The organism is Pandoraea capi (genome assembly GCF_902459735.1).
Classification (GTDB): domain Bacteria; phylum Pseudomonadota; class Gammaproteobacteria; order Burkholderiales; family Burkholderiaceae; genus Pandoraea; species Pandoraea capi.
The window spans coordinates 17,619-30,849 of record NZ_CABPRV010000012.1; the positions used below are offsets into that span (position 1 = coordinate 17,619).

A 13,231-nucleotide genomic window follows, 5' to 3' on the forward strand; every position below is an offset into this window, starting at 1 on the left:
CCGCCAGCGACACCCCGGCCCCCGACGGCAGCGTCCGGGGCCTTGTTTTTGCCCGGGGGGCCGAGCGGCGGGAGGGGCGAAATCCGTCATATGGGGACATCCGTCGTCACTTTGGGGACACGGGGGGCAGCATGCGCACGCAAGCGTGCGCGGCAACGGCAGAATCCGGACATCCGACGCAAGTCGATACTCAATGTTTGGAGTTTTGTATGACGCAGGCACGCCCCCAGCACCCCCCTTTACCCGACGCTGGCGCACCGGGACGAGCACAATCGGTCAGGCATTTGCCTGTTGGCCTCTTCGGCTCGGTCATGAGCATCGCCGGTCTGTCGTTGGCGTGGCGAATCGCGAGCAAGCAATACGGGATCCGTGCGTCCATTGCCGATGGCATCGGTATCGTGGCGTTGATCGCCTTTGCGGTGCTCGTCGTTGCCTATCTGGCCAAGACAGTGAAACATCCGGAGGCCGTCGCCTTCGAGTTCACCCATCCGGTACTCGGGAGTTTCTTCGGCACGGTGGGGATCAGCATTCTGTTGCTGTCGAGCGTGCTCGGACGCTATAACGCGCTGTTGCATGAATGGGTTTGGCTCTTCGGCACGCTTGTGACGCTGGGGTTGAGCGTCGTGATGATTTCCCGCCTGTTCAATGGCAACATGGCGCCGACGTCCGTGGCCCCGGCATGGTTGATTGCCGGTGTGGGCAGTCTGGACGTTGTCGTCGCCGGCGGGCAGTTCACCTCAGGGTGGGGGCGCGAGCTCAACCTGTTCGCGGCGGCTGTCGGTGGGGTGAGCGCTTTGGTGTTCTTCGTGCTGATCTTTTCGCGGCTGGTGCATGAGGCGCCGCTCACGGGCGCGACGCGTCCCTCGAAAATGATCCTGACGGCGCCATTCAGCGTTGGCTTCATCGCCTACGTCAACCTGTCGCATCACGTCGACATGTTTGCCGCGCTGCTCTTTTACTTCGCTCTGTTTCTCTTCGCGGTCATTGCCTATCGGCTGATCACGCGACCCGCGCCGTTCTCGCCGACGTGGTGGGGCATCGGATTTCCGATGGCGGCGTTGACCAATGCGTCATTGATCTATGCCGATGCGGTGGGCGGCGCGGGACTGACAGCGATTGCCGCGATCATGCTCACCTTGCTGAGTGCGGCCGTCGCCGTGCTTGCGGTACGCACGCTTCACGCACTTGCCACAGGGCGGTTGTTGGCGGCGTGAGCCAGACGTGAGCCCGGGGTGAGCGGCGAGTGAGCGGGGGGGGCTGTCAGGGGGACGCCGTGGCATCGGTGCGCTCGTCCGAGGCGACACGAGAACGAAACGTCTCCCGGTAGGATTTCGGCGTCGTGCCGAGAACTCGGGAGAACGTGCGGCGCAAATGCGTCGCACCGTTGAAACCGCAGCGAAACGCCACCGTTTTGAGTGGCACGTCGGTTTCTTCCAACAGCTTTCGCGCGAAATCGACGCGGACCTGCTCGACGAACACCGACGGCGTAACCTTCGCGTGCTTGGCGAACGCACGTGCAAAGGTGCGTCGGCTCACACCCACGGCGTCGGCAATATCTTCGATGCTCAGCAATTCGTCGATGTGATCGGAGACGTATTTGAGAACTTTGGCCACGAGTGAATTCTCGTTTGGGCCAACCGCAAGATAGGGGCTGTACTGCGACTGCCCACCGTCGCGCCGAATGTAGACGATCAGCCGCTTGGCGACTTTTACTGCCAGATCGTGCCCCCAGTCTTCTGCAACCAGCGCCAGGCAAAGGTCGATGCCCGCAGCGACTCCGCCGCATGTGAACAGGTTGCCGTCGCGCACGAAAATCTTGTCGGGGCGCACATTCAGATGTGGAAACTGCGTCTGCAACCGCGTGGCGTGGTCCCAGTGGGTTGTCACTTCGCGCTCGGACAGGAGGCCGGCGTGCGCGAGCAAGAAGACGCCGTTGCAGATTGCGCCGAATTTCGTCGCACCATGCGCGCGCAAGCGAATCCAGTCGGTGAACGTCGGATCGGGGCGAAATTCCGGCACTCTCGGGCCACCGGAGACCAATAAAAGATCGCTCTCCGAATGAAATTCGCGGTAGTCGCAGTGGACCTTGAATTCGATCCCGCTCGAACATCGCACGCTGTCGCGGCGCTCGCCTACCAACGTAATGTCATAGCGATCCTGTTCGTTCAACAACAAGTTGGCTTCGGCAAATACGTCGAGCGGGCCTGCCACATCGAGCGCTTGCACGCCGTCAAAAACAACCAATGTCAGTTTTTTCACGTCGAATTCGGGTTAACACCTAAAGTTTCTTCGGCGGCTGCCGTAAATGCCTGGGTGGATTCTCCCACCTCGTGGAGCCGGTAGCCTGGGTGCCGGTCTTCTGTCTTTCGATCCCCTAGCCGCAGGCCTGCCTCGACAGCATGACAGTATCTTCGCTTAGAACACGCATCATTCTGATCGCGTGTGCCACCGTCATTGGTGCACTGATCCTCTCCGGCATTACCACTTACGTCATCGTGCGCAACAGCATGATGTCCACTATCTCCGACACGCTCGACGCCGTCGCCCGTGGCAACACGCTGGCCGTGGAGCGCTGGGCTGCTGCCAAGGGCCAGTCGGTCGTTGGCACCGCTGCTGCCGTCGAAAAGGGCGAGCAGGGCGTGGCCCTCACGAAGCTGCTTGGCGCGACCAACGGCTTCCCGATCTCCAGCATTGGCTGGAGCGACAAGTCGTATTTCTCCAGCGGCCCCACGCCGCCCGACTACGACCCGACCGCACGCCCCTGGTACAAGGGCGCCACGTCCGCCGGCAAGCTCACGGTCGTCAAGCCGTATGCCGACATTGCCTCGGGCAAGCTGTACGTATCGTTCGCCGCGCCGATTCTGCGCGGCGGTCAGACGCTTGGTGCGGTGAGCGGCGCGGTGCCGCTCGACGCGGTGCAGGACGTTGTCAAGGCCGTGCACCCCACGCCGTCGAGCCTCGCCTTCGTGGTCTCGCGCGACGGTCTCGTGATCGCGCATCCGGACGAAAAGCTCATGCTCAAGCAGTCGAGCGATCTTGCAGCCGCGCTCACGCCCGACGCGCTGGGCAAGATGGAGCATGCCGCCAACCCGACGGAAGTCGAACTCGGCGGCGCAGCAAAGCTGGTCAAGGCGCAGCCGGTGCCGGGCACCGACTGGCTGTTCGTCGTCGCCCTCGACAAGGCGGAAGCCACCGCCGGGCTGTCGCGCGTGCTGAGCGGCACCGTCATCTCACTGATCGTGCTGACGCTGTGTGCGATCGGTATCGCGAGCTTCTTCACGTCGCAGGCCTTCCGTCGTCTGTCGCAAGTGCGCGACGCGATGGACACCATCGGTTCGGGCGGCGGCGATCTGACGCGTCGCCTCGATGTCATCGGGCACGACGAAGTCGCGCAGATCTCGAAATCGTTCAATGCGTTCGTCGACAAGGTCAGCACCGTCATGCTCGACGTGCGCTCGGGCGTTCACGGCATGACCTCGGCGACGAGCGAAATCGAGATGGGCAACCGCGATCTGTCGCAACGCACCGAGGCATCGGCCGGCACGTTGCAGGAGACGTCGGCGGCGCTCACCGAACTGACGGCGAGCGTCAAGCAGACGGCCGAGGCGGCCGAGCATGCCACGCGTCTGGCCAATGATGCGAGCGACGCCGCCGCGCGTGGCGGCGACGTTGTCACGGGCGCTGTCACGACGATGAGCGAGATCGCGAAGTCGTCGGAGCGCATTACCGAAATCATCGGCGTGATCGACGGCATTGCGTTCCAGACGAACATCCTCGCGCTCAACGCGGCGGTGGAAGCCGCGCGTGCGGGCGAACAGGGACGTGGCTTCGCGGTCGTGGCCGGGGAAGTGCGCACGCTGGCGCAGCGTAGTGCCGCCGCCGCGCAGGAAATCAAGACGCTTATCGAAGCCTCGGTGCAGAACGTCAAGAGCGGCACGCAACGCGTGCAGGCGGCGGGCGACACGATGGGCGAAATCGTCGATGGCATCGCGCGCGTGCGGCGTTTGATCAGCGAGATTCATACGGCCATGATGGAGCAGAGCACCGGCATCAGCCAGATCGACCGCAGCGTGGCCGAGATGGATCAGTCGACGCAGCAGAACGCCGCGCTGGTGGAAGAATCGGCCGCCGCCTCCGCCATGCTCAGCGAGCAGGCGCGCAATCTGGCCGAGACGGTGGCGCTATTCCAGTTGCGCGAGCACAGCCGTCATGGTGTGACGGTCATGCACACGCCGCACGGCGGCCGCCCGCCGCGTCGCGACGAGCCGGCACTCGCGGCCTGAGTGTCCTGGCGCGCTGAGTCGCTAAGCGTCGAGGCGCACTGAGTCCACTTCGCAGACTCGCCCCCCCCTCCTTCGACACGACCGGCGCTGGCGCCGGTCGCTGCCCGCCCGCCGGATTCTGTCGCACAATAGACCGCACGCCGGCGGCGCATTCCCCCATCTCGAATGAACGCGGCAACGCCGACGTGTCGTCCACGTCGGGATCGCCCGCATTGCGACGTCGTTTTCCGCCGGCGATCATTCCATCATCTGGAGGAGAGACGTCATGGCGAATCAGCAATATTCGGGCGGATGTCATTGCGGTGATTTGCGCTTCACTGCAAATATTGATTTGTCCAAAACAATTACGTGCAATTGTTCTATTTGCAAAAAGCGCGGATTGATTCTCGCATTTACACCTGTCTCGGAATTCTCTCAAACGGCAGGCGATGGGAAAGCACGGGAATACCTTTTCAACAAGCATGTGATTCGTCACCAGTTCTGTCCGAATTGCGGTGTCGAAGCGTTTGCGTTCGGTCAGATGCCCGATGGCACGAAGATGGCAGCGATCAACGTGCGTTGCATCGACGACATCGACCTCGATACGGTGCATCCGACACCCATCGATGGCGCGAGTCGCTAATCCGGCATTTCGGTCGATAGATTATTAAATATATGTTGATGGATATTTATTAATCGAAAGTTTGTCAGGAGAAACAGGGGGCGCAAAACGATTGATATGCAATTGATTTTCTGTTTTTTGAAATGTTTCGAAAGTCATTGCGTGAGAATCAAGGGGTTATTGGCTCAAGATTGTCGAATGCTCACCCGTTATGGCATGCGATTGTTATCGTTTTGTCGCATATGGAGCGGGCATGAAGTTCTTGGGCAGTCTCAAAATCGGCACACGGTTGAGCGTCGGGTTCGCCATCACGTTGGTTCTGTTGTGCATCGTGGGCGGCATGGCGGTCTTCCAGGCGTCGCGCATTTACGGCGGTACGCGCGACCTCGCCGATAACTGGCTGCCCAGCGTGCAAACGCTCGGCACGGCGCAGGCGGCGGCCAACGCCACACGTCGCGCTACGCTCGCGCTGCTGCTGTCCACCGACGAGACGACGCGCTCCGACGAGACGGCCAAACGTCAGGCGGCCATCGACAGCATGAACAAGACGCTGGACGCCTACAAAGGCATGATCGCCTCGGACGAAGATCGTGTGGCCTATGAGGCCGTGCGCGACGCCTGGACCACCTATCTGGCCGTGGACAACCGCGTTGCCGAGCTGGAAAAGGGCGACAGCGATTCGAAGGTGCTGGCACGTTCCGTCGCCATGGCCGAGGCGACCAAGCCGTTTTCGGTGCTCGCCGAGAAGCTGAGAGCCCATGTGGAAGTCAATCGAGCGGGCGCCGCGCGCGCGACCGACGCGGCCGCCAGCAGCTATCGCGCCGCGTTCATCGCCACGATCGTCCTGATTCTGCTGGCGCTGGCCGTAGCAACGTTCATCGCCTGGCTCATTACGCGCTCGATCGCGGTGCCTATCGGTCGCTGTGTGGAAATTGCGCAGACGGTGGCGCGCGGCGATCTCAGTTCGCGTATCGACGTACAGGGACAGGACGAACTCGCGCAATTGCTCGGCTCGCTGCGCGACATGAACACCCGGCTCGCGCAGGTCGTGGGGCAGGTGCGCAATACCAGTGAAAGCATCGCGACTGGCTCGGCACAGATCGCGGCGGGCAACACCGATCTGTCGTCACGCACCGAACAGCAGGCCGCTTCGCTGGAGGAAACGGCCGCGAGCATGGAAGAGCTCACGACTACCGTCAAGCAGAACGCGGACAACGCCGAGCAGGGCAATGTGCTGGCCTCGAACGCGTCGCAAATCGCCCAGCGCGGCGGCGAAGTGGTGCGTCAGGTCATCGAGACGATGCGCGGAATCTCGGACGGCTCCGCCCGCGTGGCCGACATCACGAGCGTGATCGAGGGCATTGCCTTCCAGACCAACATCCTGGCGCTCAACGCGGCGGTCGAGGCGGCGCGCGCAGGCGAGCAGGGACGCGGTTTCGCCGTTGTCGCCGGGGAAGTGCGAACGCTCGCGCAGCGCAGCGCCAACGCCGCGAAGGAGATCAAGGAGCTGATCGATGCCTCGACGCGGCAAGTCAGCGACGGCACGAAGCTGGTGGCCGAAGCCGGCGGCACGATGGACGAAGTGGTCCACGCCGTCAAACGTGTCACCGATCTGATGGCGGAAATTGCGGCGGCGTCGACCGAGCAGCGCACGGGCATCGAGCAGGTCAATCAGGCGGTGATGCAGATGGATACCGTCACGCAGCAGAATGCGGCGTTGGTGGAAGAAGCCTCGGCGGCGGCTCAGTCGATGGCGGCCCAATCGGGCGGCCTTCGCGAGTTGGTGTCGATCTTCCGGATCGACGGCACGACCGCTCAGGCGTCGCGCATGATCGCGTGATCGCATGATGGCGCAGGGTCCGTGCGGTGGCGGCTGTCGTTGAGACGCGCTGCCGGACCTTAAAAAACGGCTCGCCTGCGTGTGCCGGCGAGCCGTGAATGCCGGAGCGCTCTCACCAGCGTCCGGCCCATGAGACCGCATGCGTCTCACGTTCTTCTCGGCACCGGCGAGTCTTGTGGACTGCGCCGATGCCGGCCAACCGGTGTCCGGCCGCCCGCCCCCCGGCGATGGCGTCCGGCACCGATGTCGGTGATGTCACCCGGCTGTGTCGGCCGCTGGCTTCATCCGACGGTCTCGATCGCTTCCGTCGATCCCGTTATTCCCATCACTTGCCCGCCAGCATCGAGCCACGCTCGCGCAGGTTGACGTGCAGATCGAAGGCGTGCTCCAGCGCGTGAGGCGTCTGACCGCCGTAGCGCTGCGCGTCGCGGTAATACTCGCGCAGCACGTCGCGGTAGCTCGGATGCGCGCAGTTGTCGATGACAAGATTCACACGCTCACGCGGCGCCAGCGTGCGCAGATCGGCCAGCCCTTGTTCGGTCACGATAATGTCGACGTCGTGCTCGTTATGGTCCACGTGCGGCACCATCGGCACGATGCTCGAAATCTTGCCCTCCTTGGCGATGGACTTCGTCGCGAAGATGGCCATGCGGGCATTGCGGGCGAAGTCGCCGGAGCCGCCGATGCCGTTCATCATGTGCGTGCCGCCGACATGCGTCGAATTCACGTTGCCGTAGATATCCGCTTCGAGCGCGGTGTTCAGGGCGATCAGGCCCAGACGACGGATGACCTCCGGATGGTTGCTGACCTCCTGCGGGCGCAGCACCAGCTTGTCGCGGTAACGCTCCAGATGCTTGAACACACGGTCCTGCACCACCTGCGACACCGTGATCGACGAGCCCGAGGCGAACACCATCTTGCCGGCGTCCATCAGATCGAACGTCGAGTCCTGAAGCACTTCCGAGTACATCGTCAGGTCTTCGAACGGCGAATCGATGAAGCCGGTGAGCACCGCGTTGGCGATCGTGCCGATGCCCGACTGGATCGCGGGCAGCGTGCGGGGCAGACGTCCGCGCGAGACTTCGTGCTGGAAGAATTCGATGAGATGGCCGGCGATGCGCTGCGTGTCGGCGTCGGGCGGCAGCGCATTGGAGGCGCTGTCCGGCGTATCGGTGATGACGATGGCCGCGATCTTCTCAGGCGCAATCTTCACCACGTTCGTGCCAACGCGGTCACGCACGTCGACGATGGGCAGCGGCGCACGGTGCGGGCGCTGACCCGGAATCCAGATGTCGTGCATGCCCTCGAACGCGAGCGGCTGCGCGAGGTTGATCTCTACGATCACCTTCTCGGCGAGGATCGCGAAGCTCGCCGAGTTGCCGACCGACGAACTCGGCACGAGTCCGCCGTCTTCCGTAATGGCGACCGCCTCGATGACCGCGACATCCAGCTTGCCGAACTGGCCGGTGCGCAGGAATTCAACGGTCTCGGAAAGGTGCTGATCGACGAACATCACTTCGCCGCGATTGATCGCGCTGCGCAACGTGGTGTCGACCTGGAACGGCAGCCGTTTGGCGAGTACGCCCGCTTCCGTGAGGGTCTTGTCCGAGTCGTGCCCCAGCGATGCCCCGGTGATCAGGGTGATTTTCATCGGGTTGGCTTTCGCCCGTCGGGCCAGAGCGATCGGCATGTCCTTGGCGTCGCCGGCGCGGGTAAATCCGCTCATGCCGACCACCATGCCGTCGCCAACGAGCCTGGCAGCGTCGTCTGCGCTCATCACCCGGTCGCGTAGCGACGCCAGGCGGATGCGATCTTCAAACATCGTGAGGCTCCTCGTGTCTCTTCTCTAAGTCTCTTTTTCGAATCTCTTGAATTCTCGGCGCGACCGCTTTGGGGGAGCCGGTTTGCGCTTGACTCGAAGTGTATTGACCCATCGGTCACATTTCCAATATATTGAACAAACGATTTGCATACTTTTCAAGTATTGATTGAGAAAAGCCCGACGGCATCGGGCTGACCGGGGAGTGGTTATGGAATTGCGGCATCTGCAATATTTCATTGCTGTCGCGCAGGAGCGTCATTTCACGCGGGCGGCGGCGCGTGTGGGGATTCAGCAGCCTCCGCTGAGCTTGCAGATCCGGCAGTTAGAAGCGGAGCTGGGCGGCCCGTTGTTCGTGCGCTTGCCGCGCGATGTCGTGCTCACGGAGCTGGGTGAGGCATTTCTGCCGGAGGCACAGCAAATTCTCGAGCGAGTGGCGCGGACCAAACGGCGCATGCAGCAGATTTCACGCGGCGAAGCGGGGCAGATCCGTATCGGCTTTGCCGGTGCGACGTATTTCGAACCGCGTATTCCGGCATGGATTCGCGACTTCCGGGGGCGTTATCCCGAGGTGCAACTGCATCCGCAGCAGAGCAACACCGCGAGTCTGTTGAGCGCGCTGCTCGACGACGCCGTCGATGCTGCGTTTATCCGCACGCCGTTCGAGGTGCCGGACGGCATTGTGAGTGTGCGCGTGGTCGACGAGCCGATGGTGCTGGCGTTGCCGTTGGGGCATCCGATGAGCGCGCGTGAGCGAGTGCCGCTCGCCGCGCTCGCGCAGGACGAGTTCATTCTGCTGCCGCGCGACATCAGTCCAGCGTTGTACGACCGTACGATTGCGGCATGCGAGGCCGCAGGGTTTCGTCCAAAGCTGGGGCAGGAGGCGCCGCAGATCACGTCCATCGTGCCGATGGTCGCGGCGGGTTTCGGGGTGTCGCTGGTTCCGGCGTCGGTGAGTCAGATCCGCACGCCGGGCATGGGGTTTTGGCCGATCGAAGCGCCGGCGGGAGAGGCGCCGTTAGCGCCCATCAGTCTGGCGTATCGCGCCGACCATGGTTCGGCGGCGCTCGATCGCTTCATTGCGATGATGCCCGCAGACGTCGCCGGAAATGCGGGCGTGCGCGACGCGAGTCAGTGATAGCCGCGTTGACGCGGGCCCGGCAGGGCATCGTCGCTGGTCGGCTCCCAGCCGTTCGCACGCAACCGGCCGATGAGCAGCGGATGGATCATGACCGCGTAAAGCAGGCACGTCGCGGGCAGCGAAAGCGCCAGTAGCGACTCTTTCCAGAGCAGCGCCGGGCCGATGGCGAGCAGCGTCCACAGCAGCGCGTGCCACGTGAAGCCGTACGCCAGCAGGTAGAGCGGGCCGAGGAAGAAGGCGGCGATGCAGGACAGATACGATATCTCGATGACGTCAGCGTTCGCCGGATTGCGAAATTTGAGTGTCATGGCGAGGTCCGATGTCGTATCGAGAATGCGGGAGTCGGCAAGGTAACCGAGTGCCGACCCCCTATCGTCCCACTCGAAAATCCCCTTGGCGCGCGGTGCAGCAGGCGATTGTCTGGCAATCCGATGTATCGCCCGGGCAGTGCGCTACACTGCGGACAAGCCCCGGCAAGGGGCACTATCGTGGACGCCACTCTCCATGCAAACGCTCAGAAGGCTGACCCGCTGGTTGCCGGTGCTTGTCGGGGCCATGGCGGGCATGCTGGCTATGCTGTTGATTGGGCAGGTCGCGCAGACCCGTGTCGACGATTTTCGCCTGCGAAACTATGCGCAGGACATCATGGGGTTCATGGGCGATGCGTCGATTTCCAGTCGCAACGCGTTGCAGGACGCCATGTACAGTGGCGCGCTGCCCTGTACCGACGCCGACATCCTCTCGCTGCGCCGTGTCGCCATGCGCAGCCCTTATTTCCATGACATCGGTCGCGTTCATAACTCGCGCCTGTTGTGTACCGCCGTGGCCGGCAGGCTGGACCCCGCGCCCGAACTGCCGCCGCCGAGTCATGAGACGCGCACGGGCGTGAAGCTCTGGCACACGCTGACCGGCATTGTCACGCCGGGCGTGCAGGTCAATGCGATTGGTCTGGGCGACGTGGTGGTGTTCAGCCCGCCGATATTGCCGACACGGCTCGGCACCCCGGCGCCGGGGGTCGCGTCGGTGGCGTCGACAGGCGATATGCGCTTCCAGTTCTGGCGCGCGGGCAAGTTCGAGGACCAGCAGCGCATCACCCTCGGGCAGACCTCCCGCTGGCTCGACATCGGGTCGCTGCGGCAGTATTCGATGTGTTCGAGCAGCGTTGATGTCTGTGTGTCGGCTGTCTACACGTCGTCGCGACTGGTGGCCAACCCCTGGGGGCTGCTGCTTGCGCTGCTTACGGGGGCGGTAGCCGGTGGCGCGGTGGGCATGTCGTGGCGTTCGCGCCGGCGCTACCGCATGTCCATCGACTGGGTGACGCAGCAGGCCGCCGAGTCGGGCGGCATCCACCTCGTCTACCAGCCGCTGGTACGATTGCGCGACGGCAAGATGGTCGGCGTGGAAGCACTGGCACGCCTGAACGACAGTACGGGCACCCCGATTTCGCCGGACATCTTCATCCCGATTGCCGAGCGGCAGGGGGTGATCGGGCTGATCACGCGGCAGGTGGTGCGCAAGGCGCTGATCGAAATGCACGGGCGCGTGTTGGCCGATCCGGAGTTTCACCTAAGCATCAATCTCGCGGCGACGGATGTCGTCGACCGGACCTTCCACACGTATCTGAATCACATGGCGGCATCGCTGCGTGTGCCGCGCGCGCAGATTGCGCTGGAAGTGACGGAGCGCTCGACCGACAGCATGACGAAACTGCGCGAAGCGCTGGACCGGCTGCGCATCGATGGCTATCAGATTCACATCGACGACTTCGGCACCGGCTTTTCCAACCTCGCGTATCTGTCGACGCTGAACGTCGATGCGCTCAAGATCGACCGCATGTTCACGCAGGCGATCGGCAAGGACACCGTGGGCAGCGCTATCGTCGATCAGATCTGCAAGATGGCGACGCTGCTTGACGTGGACATCATCGTGGAAGGGTTGGAAACGCAAGCGCAGGCCGACTACATGCTGGCGATTCACCCGGACGCGATCGGCCAGGGATGGCTGTTCGGCAAGGCGGTCACCGCCGACGATCTGATGCCGGAGCCGGGGATGGCAGTGCAGGCCTGAAGCACCAGATTAGGCAAATTACCGAGAATAACGACAACGATTCGGGACTACAGTGAAATCACCGTGGTCCTGATGTGCCCCCGACCTCCACGGACTGTCCGGCTCGCCGCTCTGGCGGGCCGCTTTTTTTTCGACTCCTAGTCGAAATTCATGAACATGTTACGATTTCCCAAAAAAGCAGCGTTGGCGAACCGGTCCGCAGCTGCCGTTTGAAAGAAGGGGACTTATGACAGATTCGTTCAAATTCAACTGGCATTACGTCAGTCATACGCCGCCAGGGCGGCCATTCGACCTGGCAGGCGCCATTACCCCGCGCGCCGACAAGCGCTTCGATGGCGCTGTCGACGCCTATTGCGACGGGGATTACATCGGTCGATGCGAATTTTCGTGCATCGACGCGGATTGCGCGTCCGATGCCGCAGCGCAGATTCGAAAACGTATCGAGTGCCGCATCGAGGATCGCGTCGCGAAGGAACGTCAGACGTCGCACTGAGATTGCGCGGGCCGCGTTGCCTGAACCGTCGACGACGGTTCAGCGCCAGCGGTGGCAGCAACGACCTCCCCATCCTCCCCAACCGCGCCCCCACGACACGGAAAACGACACGTTGCTGAGCCAGGGCGATGGGGCGAACGCCGGGTAGACCGGTGCGTACGCCGGATAAGCCGGGTAGGCCACGGGGTATGTCGCGTATGCCGGATAGGCGGGATATACGGGATAGGTCGCGTAAGCGGGGTCTGCCACATAAGCGGCCGGACTTGCGGCGGCACCCGGTGCGGCTCTCGACGACGGTGGCGGGACGTAATCCGGTGGCACCGGCGATCCGTTCGGATAGTTCGGGTAGCGCGGATTGGCGGCTGGTGGTGTCTGTGAGGCGGGTGGCCGATAGTCCGGCGGCACCGGTGAGCCGTTGCCCGGCTGGAAGTCGGGCGGGACGGGCGAGCCGTTCGGATACTGCGGTGGCGGCGTTGCGCGCACTGGAGCGGCGGCAACGTTAGGCGTCGGGATCGGCGCAGTCGTCACGTCGGTGCTACCGATCGACCCCGGCGCGGCACGCATGGCTTGCGGCGCAGCGGGGGTGGGCGAAAGCGTCAATGCGCCGCCCGGATACTGCACGACATAGCAGCCGGCGAGCGGCAAAACACAAAGCAGGGTGGCGAGCGGCGCGATTTTCATGGCGTCGAGTGTAGCGCAGGAATTCATGCGCGCTGCATCGCTGCCCGCGCGATCGCATTACGTTCCGTTAGCCCATCCGCCTCGTCCCCTACGAATCCACCCTCACGATATCGACAGGCAAAAAAAAACGGCCAGCGCGTTGCTGGCCGTGAAATCCACCAGGAGGAGGTGGAGGAGACAGGTGCAACTATATCAGGGAAATCCCTAGACGGGTAAACCTTTGGCAAAAAAATCTGTAGAAAAACCACATCTGCGACAATTCGCCGCTTTTTCCCGCGCTGATCGCCCATTTCCACGCCCCGTATA

11 protein-coding genes are annotated in these 13,231 nt (G+C 63.1%); 7 read left to right on the plus strand and 4 right to left on the minus strand.

What is annotated here, in order from left to right; translation table 11 throughout:
* Positions 1 to 209: 209 nt before the first annotated feature.
* Positions 210 to 1,214: an SLAC1 anion channel family protein gene (locus PCA20602_RS21200; protein WP_150722878.1), complete on the plus strand. Its 1,005-nt coding sequence runs from the start codon at positions 210 to 212 to the stop codon at positions 1,212 to 1,214.
* A 46-nt stretch (positions 1,215 to 1,260) separates the two neighbouring features.
* Here PCA20602_RS21200 and PCA20602_RS21205 read toward each other — a convergent pair whose 3' ends face one another.
* Complete coding sequence (locus PCA20602_RS21205; protein ID WP_150722879.1) at positions 1,261 to 2,259, minus strand: GlxA family transcriptional regulator; 999 nt, start codon at positions 2,257 to 2,259, stop codon at positions 1,261 to 1,263.
* 140 nt (positions 2,260 to 2,399) lie between these two features.
* Here PCA20602_RS21205 and PCA20602_RS21210 point away from each other — a divergent pair, with 140 nt between their 5' ends.
* The 3 genes from PCA20602_RS21210 to PCA20602_RS21220 all read left to right on the plus strand — a co-directional run bounded on the left by PCA20602_RS21210 (position 2,400) and on the right by PCA20602_RS21220 (position 6,724).
* Positions 2,400 to 4,283 carry a methyl-accepting chemotaxis protein gene (locus tag PCA20602_RS21210; protein WP_150722880.1) on the plus strand — a complete coding sequence of 628 codons (1,884 nt, stop codon included), beginning with the start codon at positions 2,400 to 2,402 and terminating at the stop codon, positions 4,281 to 4,283.
* Positions 4,284 to 4,548: 265 nt separating this feature from the next.
* Positions 4,549 to 4,905, plus strand: coding sequence for a GFA family protein (locus PCA20602_RS21215; RefSeq protein ID WP_150722881.1), 357 nt, complete (start codon positions 4,549 to 4,551; stop codon positions 4,903 to 4,905).
* 232 nt (positions 4,906 to 5,137) lie between these two features.
* Positions 5,138 to 6,724 carry a methyl-accepting chemotaxis protein gene (locus PCA20602_RS21220; protein ID WP_150722882.1) on the plus strand — a complete coding sequence of 529 codons (1,587 nt, stop codon included), beginning with the start codon at positions 5,138 to 5,140 and terminating at the stop codon, positions 6,722 to 6,724.
* Between the two features lie 325 nt (positions 6,725 to 7,049).
* Here PCA20602_RS21220 and scpC read toward each other — a convergent pair whose 3' ends face one another.
* Positions 7,050 to 8,546 carry a succinyl-CoA:acetate CoA-transferase ScpC gene (scpC, locus tag PCA20602_RS21225; protein ID WP_150722883.1) on the minus strand — a complete coding sequence of 499 codons (1,497 nt, stop codon included), beginning with the start codon at positions 8,544 to 8,546 and terminating at the stop codon, positions 7,050 to 7,052.
* A gap of 208 nt (positions 8,547 to 8,754) precedes the next feature.
* On the opposite strand from scpC, the gene PCA20602_RS21230 reads away from it, so the two are divergent.
* On the plus strand, positions 8,755 to 9,681 hold the full coding sequence (locus tag PCA20602_RS21230) for a LysR substrate-binding domain-containing protein (RefSeq protein ID WP_150722884.1): 927 nt from the start codon (positions 8,755 to 8,757) through the stop codon (positions 9,679 to 9,681).
* On the opposite strand, the gene PCA20602_RS21235 is transcribed toward PCA20602_RS21230, so the two are convergent.
* Positions 9,675 to 9,992: a hypothetical protein gene (locus PCA20602_RS21235; protein WP_150722885.1), complete on the minus strand. Its 318-nt coding sequence runs from the start codon at positions 9,990 to 9,992 to the stop codon at positions 9,675 to 9,677. The two genes, PCA20602_RS21230 and PCA20602_RS21235, sit on opposite strands and share 7 nt — an antisense overlap.
* Positions 9,993 to 10,188: 196 nt before the next feature.
* On the opposite strand from PCA20602_RS21235, the gene PCA20602_RS21240 reads away from it, so the two are divergent.
* Both PCA20602_RS21240 and PCA20602_RS21245 read left to right on the plus strand, forming a co-directional pair.
* Positions 10,189 to 11,751 (plus strand): EAL domain-containing protein, encoded by a 1,563-nt coding sequence (locus PCA20602_RS21240; RefSeq protein ID WP_150722886.1) that lies wholly within the window; start codon positions 10,189 to 10,191, stop codon positions 11,749 to 11,751.
* Positions 11,752 to 11,977: 226 nt separating this feature from the next.
* Entirely contained in the window at positions 11,978 to 12,244 is a 267-nt protein-coding gene (locus PCA20602_RS21245; RefSeq protein ID WP_150722887.1) for a hypothetical protein, read from the plus strand.
* A 39-nt stretch (positions 12,245 to 12,283) separates the two neighbouring features.
* On the opposite strand, the gene PCA20602_RS21250 is transcribed toward PCA20602_RS21245, so the two are convergent.
* On the minus strand, positions 12,284 to 12,952 hold the full coding sequence (locus tag PCA20602_RS21250) for a hypothetical protein (RefSeq protein ID WP_150722888.1): 669 nt from the start codon (positions 12,950 to 12,952) through the stop codon (positions 12,284 to 12,286).
* Between the last annotated feature and the right edge of the window lie 279 nt (positions 12,953 to 13,231).

Coding starts and splice junctions, on each gene's coding strand:
- PCA20602_RS21200 (WP_150722878.1), top strand. CDS start 210: ATGACGCAGGCACGCCCCCAGCACCCCCCTTTACCCGACGCTGGCGCA.
- PCA20602_RS21210 (WP_150722880.1), top strand. CDS start 2,400: ATGACAGTATCTTCGCTTAGAACACGCATCATTCTGATCGCGTGTGCC.
- PCA20602_RS21215 (WP_150722881.1), top strand. CDS start 4,549: ATGGCGAATCAGCAATATTCGGGCGGATGTCATTGCGGTGATTTGCGC.
- PCA20602_RS21220 (WP_150722882.1), top strand. CDS start 5,138: ATGAAGTTCTTGGGCAGTCTCAAAATCGGCACACGGTTGAGCGTCGGG.
- scpC (WP_150722883.1), bottom strand. CDS start 8,546: ATGTTTGAAGATCGCATCCGCCTGGCGTCGCTACGCGACCGGGTGATG.
- PCA20602_RS21230 (WP_150722884.1), top strand. CDS start 8,755: ATGGAATTGCGGCATCTGCAATATTTCATTGCTGTCGCGCAGGAGCGT.
- PCA20602_RS21235 (WP_150722885.1), bottom strand. CDS start 9,992: ATGACACTCAAATTTCGCAATCCGGCGAACGCTGACGTCATCGAGATA.
- PCA20602_RS21240 (WP_150722886.1), top strand. CDS start 10,189: ATGCAAACGCTCAGAAGGCTGACCCGCTGGTTGCCGGTGCTTGTCGGG.
- PCA20602_RS21245 (WP_150722887.1), top strand. CDS start 11,978: ATGACAGATTCGTTCAAATTCAACTGGCATTACGTCAGTCATACGCCG.
- PCA20602_RS21250 (WP_150722888.1), bottom strand. CDS start 12,952: ATGAATTCCTGCGCTACACTCGACGCCATGAAAATCGCGCCGCTCGCC.